The following is a 13,717-nucleotide window of genomic DNA, read 5'->3' as shown; positions in this document are numbered from 1 at the left end:
AGAAGGAAGAGGGAAGAAGGAAGAAGGAAGAAAGAAGAGGGAAATTTTGCTATTTTCCCCATTTCTGCATCTTCTATTTTCCCTTATCTCTTCCCTTTTAATATTTTACTTGTACGCTTTGAATATCTTTCTCTGAAATGCCTAATCCCCGCAGAATCGTGTAGGCAATAATGCGGTTGCCGGCGAGGTTGGGGTGTACGCCGTCCCTTGTTAATAGGTTAAGCGATCGCCCTGCGTGTTTCTGAAAGGCGATTAGCACTTCCCGAAATGGCGAGTTGAGGTCAATATACAGACAGTTATTCTCGATCGCGATCTGACGCATCACAGCCATATACTCTGGTAAGCGGCGATTTTCAGGGCCGTGCAGCACTTCTCTAATTGGGGTAGGAGACAGCAAGGCAACTCGAATGCCTGCGGCTTGAGCCGATCGCACCATTTCGGTGAGTTTTTGGCGGTACACTGCTAATGGTACACCTGCTGGGAGATTGCCTTCAGGGTGGACTTGGTTGGTGCGGAAGTCAAAAAATGCCAGCCAAACATCGTTAACGCCGACATTGATAGTAATTAAATCGGGATTTTTAGCGATCGCATCTTTTTGGAAACGTGCCTGCATATCCGTAGACTTGTTACCTGAGATTCCGGCGTTAATAATCTCAATTTTTTGACTAGGGTAGAGAGCGTTTAAATAGTTTTGCAACAGCCAGACGTATCCCCCTGTATACTTCCCCGCTTCCGTGATGCTGTCGCCAACCGTGACAATTTTGCGCTTACCTTTGAGGATATTCTCTATTTCTGGCGGTGGTGTGGCGATCGATTGAGGGGTTTGGAACACGGTAGTTAAATCTGGGTAGAAATGGATAGCGGCAACAGCAGTAAATGCTGCTAGGGCTAGTAGGATCAAAAGTTGAGACAGTGGGCGTTTGGGATGGGGCGATCGCGCATTTACAGGCATCTGTGACAGTCTTAAGTGAAGAGTTGAAATACTTTTAACTTCAGTAAGTATAACTATTTGTTTCCTCTGTGGTGAATCCCGATCAATTGTGATTATTGTCACATTTATCAATGACAGTTATCACTTATGTTGATGCTTCAGCTCATATTTATATAGCCTTCTCATCACTCACACTCGATAAATTCTACCTTATATTAGAAACAAGGGTAAAAAATGAATTTTAAAGGAGATTATAAAAATGCTTAATAATTCAAGCTTTCTATATCCTAAGTGTCGTTACTACGGCGATGTCAAGCCAGAGAATTTAGTTTTTGATGCGAATTTGCAAGAGTTTGCTCATCGAGTGAGTTACATCAGTGCTTTGGCTACTAATGGGAAGATTCCTCTAGCTCAGGCAATTTCTGAGATTGAATTACTTTGGGAAAAGTTGGAAAAGTCTAAAAAAGAGTTAGGCGTTGGTGAACATCCGTTTGCGGCTTGAAAAGGAAATGGTGATTTTTCATTGGGGCGATCGCGTAGATTCTGAATATACACTTGGCTAGGCGCGATCGCTAACATCAATTAAATATTCCCAATTTTTATAAACCATCCATTTCTGCAACAATAAACTCTTGATTGATAGCAGCTATTTCAAATTGAATATCGGGATCTAATGCCATCGCTGCTATTTGTTCCTCCATGTATTTAGCATCACCCAATTTATGAGCTGTGTAAGTTCTTTTTCGCACTTGATGAGCGATGCGTTCCAGTAGCCAAAGTTGTTCTTCGATGGACAGAGAAAGAATTGAACGTTCAAGCTCTAGTAAAGTTTGTGAAATCATTTTGCTTCCTTCTTGTTTTTTGGATGATTATAAATTATCCAGAAATTGTTGCAGGCGATCGCGCTGATTGCGAATAGACTCATTATTAGGCGCGATCGCCAAGGAGCGATTAAATGCCTCCAGCGCCGCTTGGTAACTCTCCTTCACCTCAACCAAAGAATCAAATGCCAAAATAGATAAAGTAATCAGCCGCATTCCCCCGCTATGAGCTCAGACTTAGTGCCCCTTCCCCCAAAAGTCCCAATTAATCGCCGGGCCTTCGCCTTCGCCATCGACTGGGCGATCGCATCCTTAATTAGCCTAATTCTCGGTACTAATTGGTTCGTCCAACTCCTATTCTTCATCATCCTTTGGCTGCTGATGCGAGTCTTCCTCGCCGTCAGAAACCAAGGTCAAAGCCTTGGCCATTGGGCCTTAGACATGAGGGTAATCGATACCCGCTTTAACAGAACTCCCACTATCCAAGAATTAGTCAAGCGCGAGGGTATACTTGGCATTGGGGCCGCCCTAAGTGCGATCGCATTTACCGGTCTAACCAGCCGCAACGCCGCCGTCCTATTACTGATGCTACCCCTGGCCCTAGACTGTACCGTAGCCTTAGCCGACACCGAGAGATACCAGCAAGCCTTTCACGATCGCTTCGCCCAAACCATCATCGTAGGAACCCGCCGGGGCTACTCCCTTGACATTAAACTTAGAAAAATGCTTGACCAAATACAGCGCAATGTGAGATGATAAGAAATTGTGTCTGAATAGTAGGCTTATAAACTCAGTACCTCTGAGCGAGTGGGTAGTCGCTGTGAGACTCAGGCTTTAAGAATCAAGTTTTTTGTGGATTTATCCCAAAAAGGTTGTCCTGTAAAATTCCCATGTCGTTAGACTGGGGAAGTGTCAATTAGTCCAAATCTTTTTAGAATTATGGCTAAAGGTGTCCGAATCATCATTACATTAGAATGTACCGAGTGCCGAACCAACTCAAACAAGCGCTCAAATGGCGTGTCCAGGTACACTAGCACTAAGAACCGTCGTAACACTACGGCGAGACTAGAACTCAAAAAGTTCTGCACCCATTGTAACAAGCACACAGTCCATAAGGAAATTAAGTAATTGGTTAACGGTTAACTGTTAACTGTTAACAGCTAATAGCTAATAGCTAGTGGAACAATTAGCAATTAGCCATTAGCAATTAGCCATTAGCAATTAGCCATTAGCAATTAGCATTTCCCAATTACTAACTATCAACTATCAATTACCATGACATATTTTCGCCGCCGTGTTTCGCCAATTAAGCCAGGAGATCCCATCGACTATAAAGATGTCGATTTACTCCGCAAATTTGTAACTGAACGCGGGAAAATTTTACCCCGCCGGATCACAGGATTGACTGCCAAACAGCAGCGAGACTTGACCACAGGCATCAAAAGAGCCAGAATTCTAGCTTTGATGCCCTTCGTCAATCAAGAAGGCTAGAAAAACTCCAGAAAAAGCTATAGGCGTGGATCGACAAATCTGCTAGACTCGATCCAGTCAAGGGCGATTGGCGTAAAGCGCAAGCCTCCTGCGAAAGCCATCGGCATAGCGGTAGTTAATTAAACTTGCCAAAGCGCACTTTAACTTGCAGATAGTCCGCAAAATAGCACGCTTCGTTGGCAACAGCTTGTGGAGAAGGGAACCTTAATTGAATTTCGACTGCACGGTGAGCGCCGACTTGCCGTAGCAGATCGTCCTGATGGTAAAAAAAACTGGGTGGTGGTAGACGAAAATAGTCAATCCCACAGCATACCGCCTAAGCAAATTAGCTATGAGGTAGTTGGGGAAACTTACAAACCTACCCAAATTCCCACATTCCTCAAGGAAGTGGAGAATTATTCAGACCCAACGAGTTTAGAAGTCGCTTGGGAACTGTTGGTTGAGGATGGGGAAACTGTAGATCCACCAGGTTTGGCAATGCTACTGTTTTCAGAAGCAACTCCACCTCAGTGCTACGCGGCATATTATTTACTGTCAGTAGATAAACTTTACTTCAAACAAAAAGGCGATCGCTACGAACCGCGTTCAATGGCGATGGTCGCTGAAATTAAACATCAGCAAGAAGTTGAAAGGCAGCGACAACTAGAATTACATGGATTTTGGGAACGGGTCAAGGCCAGACTCGCAGGGGATGAAGTAGAGTGGCAGCAGAGCGATCGCACCCGCCTCGATGCCTTAGAACGCTTTGCTCTACTCGGAGAGGAAGCAACACACCGCACCCCCGCCTTAGAAACATTAGCCAGCTTGGGACGCTCGGAAACTCCCGAAGCCGCCTTTCAACTGCTCGTCGATCTCGGTCTTTGGAGTCTCCACGAAAACTTATTTTTGCGGCGCAGCCAGATCCCGACCCACTTTTCTGCAAAGGTACTGGAATTGGCTTGTTCTCGCCTCGAAAACCCCCCGCCTGACTCGGAATCAGATCGCCTCGATTTGACTCACCTCAAGGTTTACACCATTGACGACGAAAGCACGACAGAGATCGATGACGGTCTGAGCTTAGAATTTTTGGAAAACGGTCAGCAGCAGCTTTGGATACACATTGCCGATCCGACTAGCTTGCTCTCTCCTGGTGACGAGCTCGATTTAGAAGCTAGAAAGCGCACTACTACAGTTTATTTGCCTACGGGCATGGTGCCAATGTTCCCGCCAGAGCTGGCAACAGGGCCCATGAGCCTCGTACAAGGGCAAGTTTGCCCCTCCCTGAGTTTCCGAGTGATTTTGGACGAAACGGGGGCAATACAGGATTACAGCATTCACATCACGTTAATTAAGCCCACTTATCGCCTGACTTACGAAGATGTAGACGAGATGTTACATCTGGCGATCGCAGCCGAACCAGAAATTAGCGCGATCGCAGCTTGGGCCAAAGTGCGACATGGTTGGAGACAAACCCAAGGCGCGATCAGCATCTATATGCCAGAATCCGTCATCAAAGTCTGCGGTGATGATGTTAGCGTCCACGTCTTGGATGACTCCCCCGCGCGGGAACTCGTAGCAGAAATGATGATTTTAACTGGAGAAGTCGCCGCACAATACGGTCAAACTCATAGCCTAGTGCTACCCTATCGCCATCAGCCCCAACCCGAACTCCCCCCAGAGGAAGAATTGCTGCAATTGCCCGCTGGCCCAGCCCGCGCCTGTGCAGTACGCCGCTGTATGCCCCGTAGCGAGATGAGTTTGATGCCCGCACGACACGCAGGTTTAGGATTAGAAGCTTATACTCAGGTCACATCACCCATTCGGCGTTATATGGACTTGCTGGCTCATTTCCAGATTAAAGCCCACCTGCGAGGGGAAACCCCGCCATTTTCGGCAGAACAGATGCTAGAAATGATTATGAGCCTCAGTCCGGCAGTGAAAGAAGCATCAAATGTAGAACGCCAAACTAACCGTTATTGGGGGTTGGAATATTTGCGTCGCCATGCTGGGGAAGTGTGGCAAGCAATGATGTTACGCTGGCTGCGGGAAGATACCAATGTGGGCTTAGTGTTGTTAGAAGAGTTAGGCTTAGAGTTGGCAATGCGGTTTAGTCGGCCTGTGGAAATAGGCGATCGCTTAGAAGTGAAAGTTACCCACTGCGATCCGCGATCGGATGCCATTCAGTTTCAAGAAATGATTTCTAATCCGGTTGCTTCTATCTGAACACTAGGGGCTAGGGGCTAGGGGCTAGGGGCTAGGGAAGGAGGAAAGAAGAGAAGAGGGACTTTCTGGTTAGAGAAAAGGTGAAAGGTATATTAAGTAGAAGGAAGAAGGAAGAATGCTTATAAAGCTAACTTTTTAGCCATCGGTATCTTATGTTTAATTAGGTAGATTTACTTATTTCTTCTTTTCCTGTTAAAAAGTCTAATTTCTAATTAATAAAGACTAGCCCCCAAATTCTCACCCCTTCTTAACCCTAGCCCCTAGCCCCTAGCCCCTAGCCCCCAAATCCTTACCCCTTCTTAACCCTAGCCCCTAGCCCCTAGCCCCTAGCCCCTAGTCTTAAAAATGCCCAACTCTACGCACGTTCAGCGGCCTCTAGAATTTATACCTCCTGACTTTAACCCCCTAGTGCTCTGGGGATGCCAACAACTTCTTCCTTGGTGGCTGAAAGTGCGGACACCCATTAGCCAAATAGAAGCCGAGAATGTCAAAACTCTCGCCCATCTGTTCGAGCAATTTCAAGATAGTAAAGTCCGTTTTTTAGTCGCATTTCGTCATCCGAATACAGACGATCCTTTCTGTTTGGCACAACTGTTTTGGAAAATACTACCCCAAGTAGCTAGAAAAGAGGGAATAACGCTCAAATATCCCCTACATTCTCACTTTATCTACGATCGCGGCATTCCTTTGTGGGCTGGTGACACCGTAGGCTGGCTCTATTCCAGATTAGGCGGTACGCCCATAATTCGCGGCAAAATAGACAGAGTGGGGTTGCGTTCCGCCCGCGAATTATTTGCTAACAGCCGCTTCCCGATTGCCGCCGCCCCAGAAGGAGCAACTAACGGGCACAATGAAATAGTCAGCCCCCTAGAACCGGGCATTGCCCAAATGGGATTCTGGTGCGTAGAAGATCTGTACAAAGCTGGACGAACGGAACAAGTTTTCATCGTACCCGTAGGTATTCAGTATCGTTACGCAGAGGCTCCTTGGGAACCCTTACAAAAACTTTTAACTCAATTAGAAATTGATTGCGGTTTACCGACTATAGAGCGAGTAAATGTGGGAGAATTAAATGATTCAAATCAAAATTCTCTTTACCCACGCTTAATCCGATTGGGCGGTCATTTACTGGTGATGATGGAAGAATTTTATACTAGATTTTACCATCAAACCTTACCAAAAAATACGCCCGACCTGACATCTTTTCCAATTCCTGAAGCAATGGCTGACTCAGCTAACGAAGTTTTAATGCAGCGACTTTTTAACCTTCTAAATATTTCCCTGCAAGTAGCAGAACAATATTTTAACATCAAGCCGAAGGGGAGTTTAATAGATCGGTGTCGCCGTTTAGAGCAAGCAGGCTGGGATTATATTTACCGAGAAGATATTAAAGACGTTGCCGCTTTGTCACGCTTAGAAAGAGGATTGGCAGACCGCATCGCCGAAGAAGCAAACTTGCGGATGTGGCACATGAGACTGGTAGAAAGCTTTGTCGCCGTGACAGGGAAATACGTACAAGAAAACCCGACGGCAGAGCGTTTTGCAGAAACCACTTTACTACTATGGGATGTAGTAACTAGAATCAAAGGTGGAAGTCCTTTTAGTAGACCTCAGTTAGGGAAACAGCGGGTGAAAATGACAGTAGGGCAACCGATATCAGTTTCAGACCGTTGGGATAGCTATCAAGCAAGTCGCAGATTAGCAGTAGCAGAGCTAACTCAAGATTTGCAAGTAGCTCTAGAAGGAATGATTCAATCTTAACAGTCTTTTGCGATACCTCTAGAAGCTCAGCAAATGAGTAGCGAACATTGAATAATGACTAATGATTAACCAACCCGCAGATCTGTCTAATAACTCTATTAAAGTAAAATTGCTGACTTACTTGGCGCAGGAATTGCTAACTCCGCTCACTTCAGTTGTCGGCATGGCGAGTGTTCTCAACCAAGAAATTTATGGCCCGCTGACAAGCAAACAAAAGGAATACCTCGATATCATTCAAAACAGTAGCAAGCAGTTGCGATCGCTCGTGGAAGAAATTGTTGGGCTCGCAGAACTGGACGACAGTCCTTCACAGCTCAAACGTTCGGCTGTCGATATTGAAACTTTATGCCAACAGGTTGTAGGCTCTCTATCGCAGGTGGTTTCTCGGCAAGAGCAAGAAATTTCTCTCTCCATCAGCCCCGGCCCTCGGCTCTGGTTGCTGGATAAAGATAAAGTCCAACAAATGCTACACCACTTAGTATTTAGTGTGATTCAGTCTACTGGGGCAGGTAGCATGATTCGGATTCACCTGTCTCGCAAAGAAGAGGGAATTAATATTGCAGTTTGGGTTTTTCACCCTTGGTTAGGAGATAGCCTTCCCCATGCTAAACTCTACTCCGACTACTTATTAAACGGTGCAAGAGCCAACTATTCAGAAGGGAAGTCTGGTAATAATGAGCCTCTGATGGATGAACAAGCGCGATCGCTACCTACGCAGGGATTGAGTCGTCTGGCACTCTCGTTTTCTGAATTGGCAGCCCTAGTTGCGGCTGACGAGGCAGATAGGACACCGCAGCTAGCTGGCTACGGGGCACGGGAACGTCTAGGGTTATTGCTCTGTTGTCAATTGGTGGAGATCCAAGGGGGTCAACTATCAATTCAAGGTTCGCCAGATTCTGGATATCGATATATGTTGGCACTACCCTGTTTAAATGCAATGGAATTGTTGGAAGGTTAACTGTTAACTGTTAACTGTTAGTTTTCGGACACTGAATCAGGTAAAAAAATACCAATTACCAATTACCACCAATTACCAATTACCAATTACCAATTAGAAAAAACTAACAAATTAAAAATGAACTCAGTTTGGCAGCAGTTGACGCTTTTTAATTTGCCACTTTACCAGTGGCGGAGTGCAAGTTATTTATACAGTTTGACTTGTGGATCTTTGGGGAGTTGGCGGCAGAGTAGCTGGTTGATGCAGTGGGCAGAACCCCTCGGTTTTGTTTTACTTTCCCTGGTTTTTGCTTTGGCTCCTTTTGTGGGCAATGCGTTAATAGGTTTACTATTAGTTGCTGGTGGTGCTTTTTGGGTATTAATGACACTTTCCGATCGGCAGGTGATTGTTTTTACGCCTATTCATTTGCTGGTTTTGTTGTACTGGAGTGTGGTAACGGTAGCAACGGCAATGTCACCGGTGAAGGCGGCGGCGTTTGTAGGTTGGGGTAAGCTGACGCTTTATTTGGTGTTTTTTGCGTTGATGGCTAGGGTGTTGCGATCGCCTAAACTACGAGGATGGTTAATTGCGCTTTATTTGCATATTGCCCTCATTGTTAGTTTTTACGGGATACGACAGTGGATAGATAAGGTTCCTCCATTGGCAACTTGGAATGACCCCACCTCGACTCAGGCAAATTTAACGCGGGCCTATAGTTATTTGGGCAATCCTAACCTTTTGGGTGCATATTTATTACCTGCAATTGCTTTAAGTTTTGCGGCAATTTTCGTCTGGAAAGGGTGGGGGCCAAAAGCTCTGGCAGTGACGATGCTGTTAGTTAATGGTGCTTGTTTGCGCTTCACTGATAGCCGGGGGGCTTGGATTGGCTGCGTGGTTCTGATGGTGGTGTTTTCGATTTTGATCTGGTATTGGTTTAGTCCTCGAATGCCGCGCTTCTGGCGCACTTGGGCGCTACCTGCGGGGTTGGGCGGTTTCGCTTTTGTCTTGATTTTGGGGTTGCTGTTAGTAGAACCTCTACGCAATCGCGTTACCAGTATTTTTGTGGGACGCGGGGATAGTAGCAATAATTTCCGTATTAATGTTTGGACTGCTGTGATTCAAATGATTCGCGATCGCCCGATATTGGGGATTGGCCCTGGTAATGTGGCTTTTAACAAAATTTATCCCCTTTATATGCGGCCGCGTTATAGTGCTTTGAGTGCCTATTCTGTGCTGCTGGAAATTACTGTAGAAAGTGGTTTCATTGGTTTAATGACTTTTCTATGGCTGCTAGCGGTGACATTTAATCAGGGGTTTGTGCAAATCAAAAGTCTGCGGGGTGGAGAAATAATTGAGCCTATTTCACGGGATGAAGTTGTCGATCGACATCTCCCTATCTCCCATTTAAAATCGATTGAGGGATTTTGGTTGATGGCTGCGATCGCAACTTTAGCTGGTATGATGGCTCACGGTTTTGTCGATACTGTCTGGTATCGACCGGAAGTTAATATGCTTTGGTGGCTGATGGTGGCAATTATTGCTAGTTATTACACTGTGGCGAGGAAGCCACAGCCGGAGTTGCAGACAGGGGAGTAATTATAGCAGTCGCCAAGGCGATTAAGACGTTCTGAGTTCCACCAAACTCGCTGATTCTATTACCTTCTTCCCCTCCTTCCCCTTCTTCCCCTAGTCCCTAGCCCCTAGTCCCTAGCCCCTAACCGCCCTGGCGGTTGCTATAGGATGGCGCGATCGCTTAAATCTATCGATTTTTGAAAAAGACCTAACCCCCCAGCCCCCTTCCCTACAAGGGAAGGGGGAGAAAGAAATAAATAATACCAAATCCGGCTTAAATACCCTCTTTATTCTTCAGTCCGCGTAGGCGGACTTTGTTTGTGTAGTAGCGATTTCAATCGCCGAACGATCGAGGGATAATAACTACAAAGAAGGCTAATATGTCGAGTTAAAAACCTTCAAATTAACGAAACTAAAGTTCTCAAATCTGGCACTTCTAAATCAGCTTTACCACTAGCAGCCTTAGTTGCACCAAATCCTTCTTTACCAACACGCCGATTTACCCAGACTGTTGATAAACCCATTGCTTTTACGGGTATAACATCATGGTAAATGCTCTCAGCAACGTGCAGCAGTTTATCGGGAGATATGCCCATTTTTTGAATTGCAAATTCAAAATTGCGCGGCGATGGTTTATAGGATTTGACTTGTTCTGCTGTAATAATCCAGTCGAATTCTACTTGGAGATGTTTGGCGGTATCGGCAAATAATTCATCGTCTGTATTGGAGATAATCGCCAGACGAAATCTCTTTTTTAGCGCTTTTAGTGCTTCGACGGTATCGGGGAAAGGTTGCCAATTTTTGAGGGAATCAGGAAGGCTGTTTAATTCTGATTCTGTGACATCAAAATTAAACCGTTCGCTAATTTTTTTCACGACTTGTCGCAAAACTTCCCGATATTTCAGATATCCATTTGTGTCCTTTTCTAATTCTGACTCAAATTCTGCAAATAGTTCCAGAATCTGCTTGTCACTCTGATTAATATTGTGGGTTTCCAGTAGGTTTTTCAATACTGGCAGTATTCCTCCTTCCCAATCAATGAGGGTTCCGTAGCAATCAAAACTTAAGACTTCAAATTGACTAAAATCTAGCATTTTTACCTCCTATGATGCTCTGAATTTGCCAATAACTTCAATTAACCCGATAATATTTTGATTGAATTCTGCTAATTTTTCTGCTGGAATCCAATATTCTTGATGCTTGGAACTGCCGACAGTTTGTACCGGATATAGACTTAAAAAGTTTGCACGAACTCGAAAGGTGGTGACATAACCAATATATCCCGATGCTGCATCTTTTGTATTCCAATCTCGTGCAATTTGCACGGCATATTCTTCAGAAAGTACGGGATAAAAAATAGGCTGGAAAGGTAGACGCGGCGGAAAGGAAGTGTAACCACTTTTCCGAATTAATTCCATCTCTTTTTGACCGACTGGACGAAACAGAGTCACTGTTTTATCAATTACTCCCATTTGATACATTTGCTATTTATGTAGATACACTGATAATTGGTAATTGGTAATTGGTAATTGGTAATTGGTAATTGGTAATTGGTAATTGGTAATGGCTAATTGCTAATTGCTAATTGCTAATTGCTAATTGCTAATTGCTAATTACCCATCTCCCCCATCTCCCCCCATCTCCCCCTCTTCCCTCTTCCCTCTTCCCTAGCCCCTAGCCCCTAGCCCCTAGCCCCTCTTCTAATTCCGACCCGTAACTGACAATCCCTCTACAATTACAGAAGGGGTGTAACAAGAACCGTTCCACTCCGCATCGCTTCCTAATTCTATAAGTTGCTTAAGGGCTGTGTAAACATTTCCCGCAACCATTGTATCTTTGACTCTGCCAATTATTTGACCATTTTTTACTCTGTAGCCAAGTTCGACATTAATAGAAAACTCGCCAGAAATGCCAGCACTTCCACCGAGCATTTGATCGACAATTAGCCCGTCATCTAGTTGGGCAATTAAATCAATTAAACTCCGTTTTCCTGGTTGAATTAACTCATTAAATAAGCCCGGAGTTGGATAACTCCCTAAACCAGGGCGGAAGCCGTTACCGGTTGTACCGCTACCTAAGATTTTACCCGTAGTGCGATCGGCATAAAAGAGCTGCAAAACTCCTTTTTGAATGAAAACAATCGGGCGGGTAGGTGTTCCTTCGTCGTCAAAGGGACAGCTATAGGGCCCGGAATCGGGTGCTTGGGAAAGGGTGAGGAGGGGGGAGGTTACGGGTTCGCCGAGGCGATCGCTCCAAGGTGAGGCCCCTTCGAGCACGAGTTTGCCGTTGAGGGCCGCAGAAACGGTTCCCCACAGGAGATCCGCTGCTTTGGCTGTAAATAAAACAGGTACTCTTCCTGTGGGAGGGGGGACATTTTCTTTTGCCCAGTTTAAACGCTGTAATATCCGCTTGGTTAAATCTGCGGGATCGAGGTTTTCTCGCTGGGTTTCGCCATCGGAGACGTTCAAGAAATCATCTCCTCGTACCCATTCCGCACCTAGATAGCCGCTTAAAGTTGTGTCTGTATAGCTGCTATCTAATCCGAAGGAATTGAGTAAGCGAATGCTTTCCACTTCGCAGTCAAATTCAGCATTACAGAGGATTTCTGGGTAGGATTCTCGGATGGTGGCGATCGCATCTTTTCCCCAATTTACTAACTGTTCTACTGCTACCGATTGTCCTAAATCTGGGTAGGAAGTCTGCGAACCTGTTGTTAGTTCTATTGTCTCCGGGACACCGAGCTCAGAAAGGGCGATCGCGCGATCGATCAAAGCTTGGGGTTCTACCGATCCATAGGCTACTGCTAAACCCGGACGACCATCTCGCCATAGCCGCAACCCAGTTCCTTCTGATTCGATACTTTCGAGTTGTTTGAGCCGATTTGCTTCAAAAAACACTGGTCGCGAATGCGATCGCGACTGAAATACCTCGGCGGCTTGTGCCCCAGCTTTAGCTGCTAACTCTAGCAGTTGTTCTGCTGATTGGTCGTTGCTCATTGCTAATTGCTATTGGTTAGTTGTTAGTTGTTAGTTGTTATTTGTTACTTGTTACTTGTTAACGGTTAACGGTTAACGGTTAACAGTTAACTATTAACTGTTAACATCTATGCAATCTATTACTTACTTCCTTTCCTAAAGATTAAATTCTTGTAGTAGCCAAAATCCAGCGAAAGACTCAGATTCAGGATGCGACTGGATAGCTAAAAAATGTACTTGATTGGCTGCAACCTTGGCTGATTCAAAGCCTTTGACTTCGGCGACAATACTTAAATCTCTGAGATTAGCTAAAATCCAGCGATCGCTAGCTCCTGTTTCTAACACTAACCTTGCAGGAGGGCCGCCATCAAAGGTCACAAAAGCTAATTCCAAACCCGACATCCACGCGGCTAATGCTGTGGCCCTTGACGAGAAAATAATCAGTCCCGGAATTGGTGTCTGAGGCTTGAGCCCAAAGGCCTCTAGCCCAAAAGCTTCCCCAAACTCAATCTCCCACTCGGACATTTCCTCAAAAGCCTCAACTGGTAGAGTCACAAAACTCCATTTCTCGCCAAGGAGAGCCTCTGGTAGAGCTTGCGGGATCTCAGAACTATATTGCACAGAAGGAGTTAAGCCAGATTGAAAGCCAGGGTGAGTGGGATAGACATCCTCCATCCGTTCTCGCAACCACTGTTGTAGGGCGTAGGTACGGCGGCTGGGGGCGGCGGGAATGTGCAACTCTTCGCAAGCTTTGACAATCATGTTGGTCATCTGGCGGCGAAAAAAGCGGATTTTTTCAGGAGGGGAAGGGGAGGATGCGATCGCTTCTTTGATAGCCGCCGCCAGCCATAAGGAGTTCACGGTAGAACTTGGACAAAACTGCGAGTAGCGAAACAATGACTCTGACTTGTCGCCTACATTTAGGGGACTCTCGCAAATCAAGACTTCCCAGAGTTTTTTCTGTTGCTCGTCCACAATCGGACGGCTGTAATAATCGAGTTCCCAGATAGTTGCCATGCGCTAGTCT

16 protein-coding genes are annotated in these 13,717 nt (G+C 45.5%); 8 read left to right on the top strand and 8 right to left on the bottom strand.

Annotated features, from left to right (window positions below):
• Positions 1 to 97: 97 nt before the first annotated feature.
• A complete protein-coding gene (locus OSCIL6407_RS0121480; protein ID WP_234708841.1) occupies positions 98 to 1,054 on the bottom strand; it encodes an SGNH/GDSL hydrolase family protein in 957 nt (318 codons plus the stop codon).
• A 136-nt stretch (positions 1,055 to 1,190) separates the two neighbouring features.
• Here OSCIL6407_RS0121480 and OSCIL6407_RS0121475 point away from each other — a divergent pair, with 136 nt between their 5' ends.
• Positions 1,191 to 1,433 carry a DUF7219 family protein gene (locus OSCIL6407_RS0121475; protein ID WP_007358571.1) on the top strand — a complete coding sequence of 81 codons (243 nt, stop codon included), beginning with the start codon at positions 1,191 to 1,193 and terminating at the stop codon, positions 1,431 to 1,433.
• A gap of 97 nt (positions 1,434 to 1,530) precedes the next feature.
• Here OSCIL6407_RS0121475 and OSCIL6407_RS0121470 read toward each other — a convergent pair whose 3' ends face one another.
• Positions 1,531 to 1,773 (bottom strand): hypothetical protein, encoded by a 243-nt coding sequence (locus OSCIL6407_RS0121470; protein WP_007358572.1) that lies wholly within the window; start codon positions 1,771 to 1,773, stop codon positions 1,531 to 1,533.
• 27 nt (positions 1,774 to 1,800) lie between these two features.
• Positions 1,801 to 1,968: a hypothetical protein gene (locus OSCIL6407_RS36340; RefSeq protein WP_007358573.1), complete on the bottom strand. Its 168-nt coding sequence runs from the start codon at positions 1,966 to 1,968 to the stop codon at positions 1,801 to 1,803.
• Positions 1,969 to 1,977: 9 nt separating this feature from the next.
• Here OSCIL6407_RS36340 and OSCIL6407_RS0121460 point away from each other — a divergent pair, with 9 nt between their 5' ends.
• The 7 genes from OSCIL6407_RS0121460 to OSCIL6407_RS0121435 all read left to right on the top strand — a co-directional run bounded on the left by OSCIL6407_RS0121460 (position 1,978) and on the right by OSCIL6407_RS0121435 (position 9,739).
• Positions 1,978 to 2,508, top strand: coding sequence for an RDD family protein (locus OSCIL6407_RS0121460; RefSeq protein WP_007358574.1), 531 nt, complete (start codon positions 1,978 to 1,980; stop codon positions 2,506 to 2,508).
• A 183-nt stretch (positions 2,509 to 2,691) separates the two neighbouring features.
• Positions 2,692 to 2,880, top strand: coding sequence for a 50S ribosomal protein L33 (rpmG, locus tag OSCIL6407_RS32845; protein WP_071592493.1), 189 nt, complete (start codon positions 2,692 to 2,694; stop codon positions 2,878 to 2,880).
• A gap of 147 nt (positions 2,881 to 3,027) precedes the next feature.
• Complete coding sequence (gene rpsR, locus OSCIL6407_RS0121455) at positions 3,028 to 3,243, top strand: 30S ribosomal protein S18 (RefSeq protein WP_007358575.1); 216 nt, start codon at positions 3,028 to 3,030, stop codon at positions 3,241 to 3,243.
• A 189-nt stretch (positions 3,244 to 3,432) separates the two neighbouring features.
• Positions 3,433 to 5,445 (top strand): ribonuclease catalytic domain-containing protein, encoded by a 2,013-nt coding sequence (locus OSCIL6407_RS0121450; RefSeq protein ID WP_007358576.1) that lies wholly within the window; start codon positions 3,433 to 3,435, stop codon positions 5,443 to 5,445.
• A gap of 345 nt (positions 5,446 to 5,790) precedes the next feature.
• Positions 5,791 to 7,206 carry a lysophospholipid acyltransferase family protein gene (locus tag OSCIL6407_RS0121445; protein WP_007358577.1) on the top strand — a complete coding sequence of 472 codons (1,416 nt, stop codon included), beginning with the start codon at positions 5,791 to 5,793 and terminating at the stop codon, positions 7,204 to 7,206.
• Between the two features lie 61 nt (positions 7,207 to 7,267).
• A complete protein-coding gene (locus OSCIL6407_RS0121440) occupies positions 7,268 to 8,164 on the top strand; it encodes a sensor histidine kinase (RefSeq protein ID WP_007358578.1) in 897 nt (298 codons plus the stop codon).
• Positions 8,165 to 8,281: 117 nt separating this feature from the next.
• The gene (locus OSCIL6407_RS0121435) at positions 8,282 to 9,739 is read left to right on the top strand and encodes an IctB family putative bicarbonate transporter (RefSeq protein WP_007358579.1); all 1,458 of its coding nucleotides are present in this window, start codon (positions 8,282 to 8,284) and stop codon (positions 9,737 to 9,739) included.
• A 374-nt stretch (positions 9,740 to 10,113) separates the two neighbouring features.
• Here the strand turns inward: OSCIL6407_RS0121435 and OSCIL6407_RS0121430 are convergent, their stop codons facing one another.
• From OSCIL6407_RS0121430 to OSCIL6407_RS0121415, 5 genes are all read right to left on the bottom strand, one after another.
• Complete coding sequence (locus OSCIL6407_RS0121430) at positions 10,114 to 10,809, bottom strand: haloacid dehalogenase type II (RefSeq protein WP_007358580.1); 696 nt, start codon at positions 10,807 to 10,809, stop codon at positions 10,114 to 10,116.
• Between the two features lie 9 nt (positions 10,810 to 10,818).
• Positions 10,819 to 11,196: a hypothetical protein gene (locus OSCIL6407_RS0121425; protein WP_007358581.1), complete on the bottom strand. Its 378-nt coding sequence runs from the start codon at positions 11,194 to 11,196 to the stop codon at positions 10,819 to 10,821.
• A 3-nt stretch (positions 11,197 to 11,199) separates the two neighbouring features.
• Positions 11,200 to 11,280 (bottom strand): hypothetical protein, encoded by an 81-nt coding sequence (locus tag OSCIL6407_RS38155; protein ID WP_324603634.1) that lies wholly within the window; start codon positions 11,278 to 11,280, stop codon positions 11,200 to 11,202.
• 135 nt (positions 11,281 to 11,415) lie between these two features.
• Entirely contained in the window at positions 11,416 to 12,711 is a 1,296-nt protein-coding gene (locus OSCIL6407_RS0121420) for a TldD/PmbA family protein (RefSeq protein ID WP_007353214.1), read from the bottom strand.
• Between the two features lie 135 nt (positions 12,712 to 12,846).
• Positions 12,847 to 13,707, bottom strand: coding sequence for a Tab2/Atab2 family RNA-binding protein (locus tag OSCIL6407_RS0121415; RefSeq protein ID WP_007353215.1), 861 nt, complete (start codon positions 13,705 to 13,707; stop codon positions 12,847 to 12,849).
• Between the last annotated feature and the right edge of the window lie 10 nt (positions 13,708 to 13,717).

It is taken from the genome of Kamptonema formosum PCC 6407 (assembly GCF_000332155.1).
GTDB classification, from domain to species: domain Bacteria; phylum Cyanobacteriota; class Cyanobacteriia; order Cyanobacteriales; family Microcoleaceae; genus Kamptonema; species Kamptonema formosum.
This window is presented reverse-complemented; position numbering and strand designations above follow the sequence as displayed.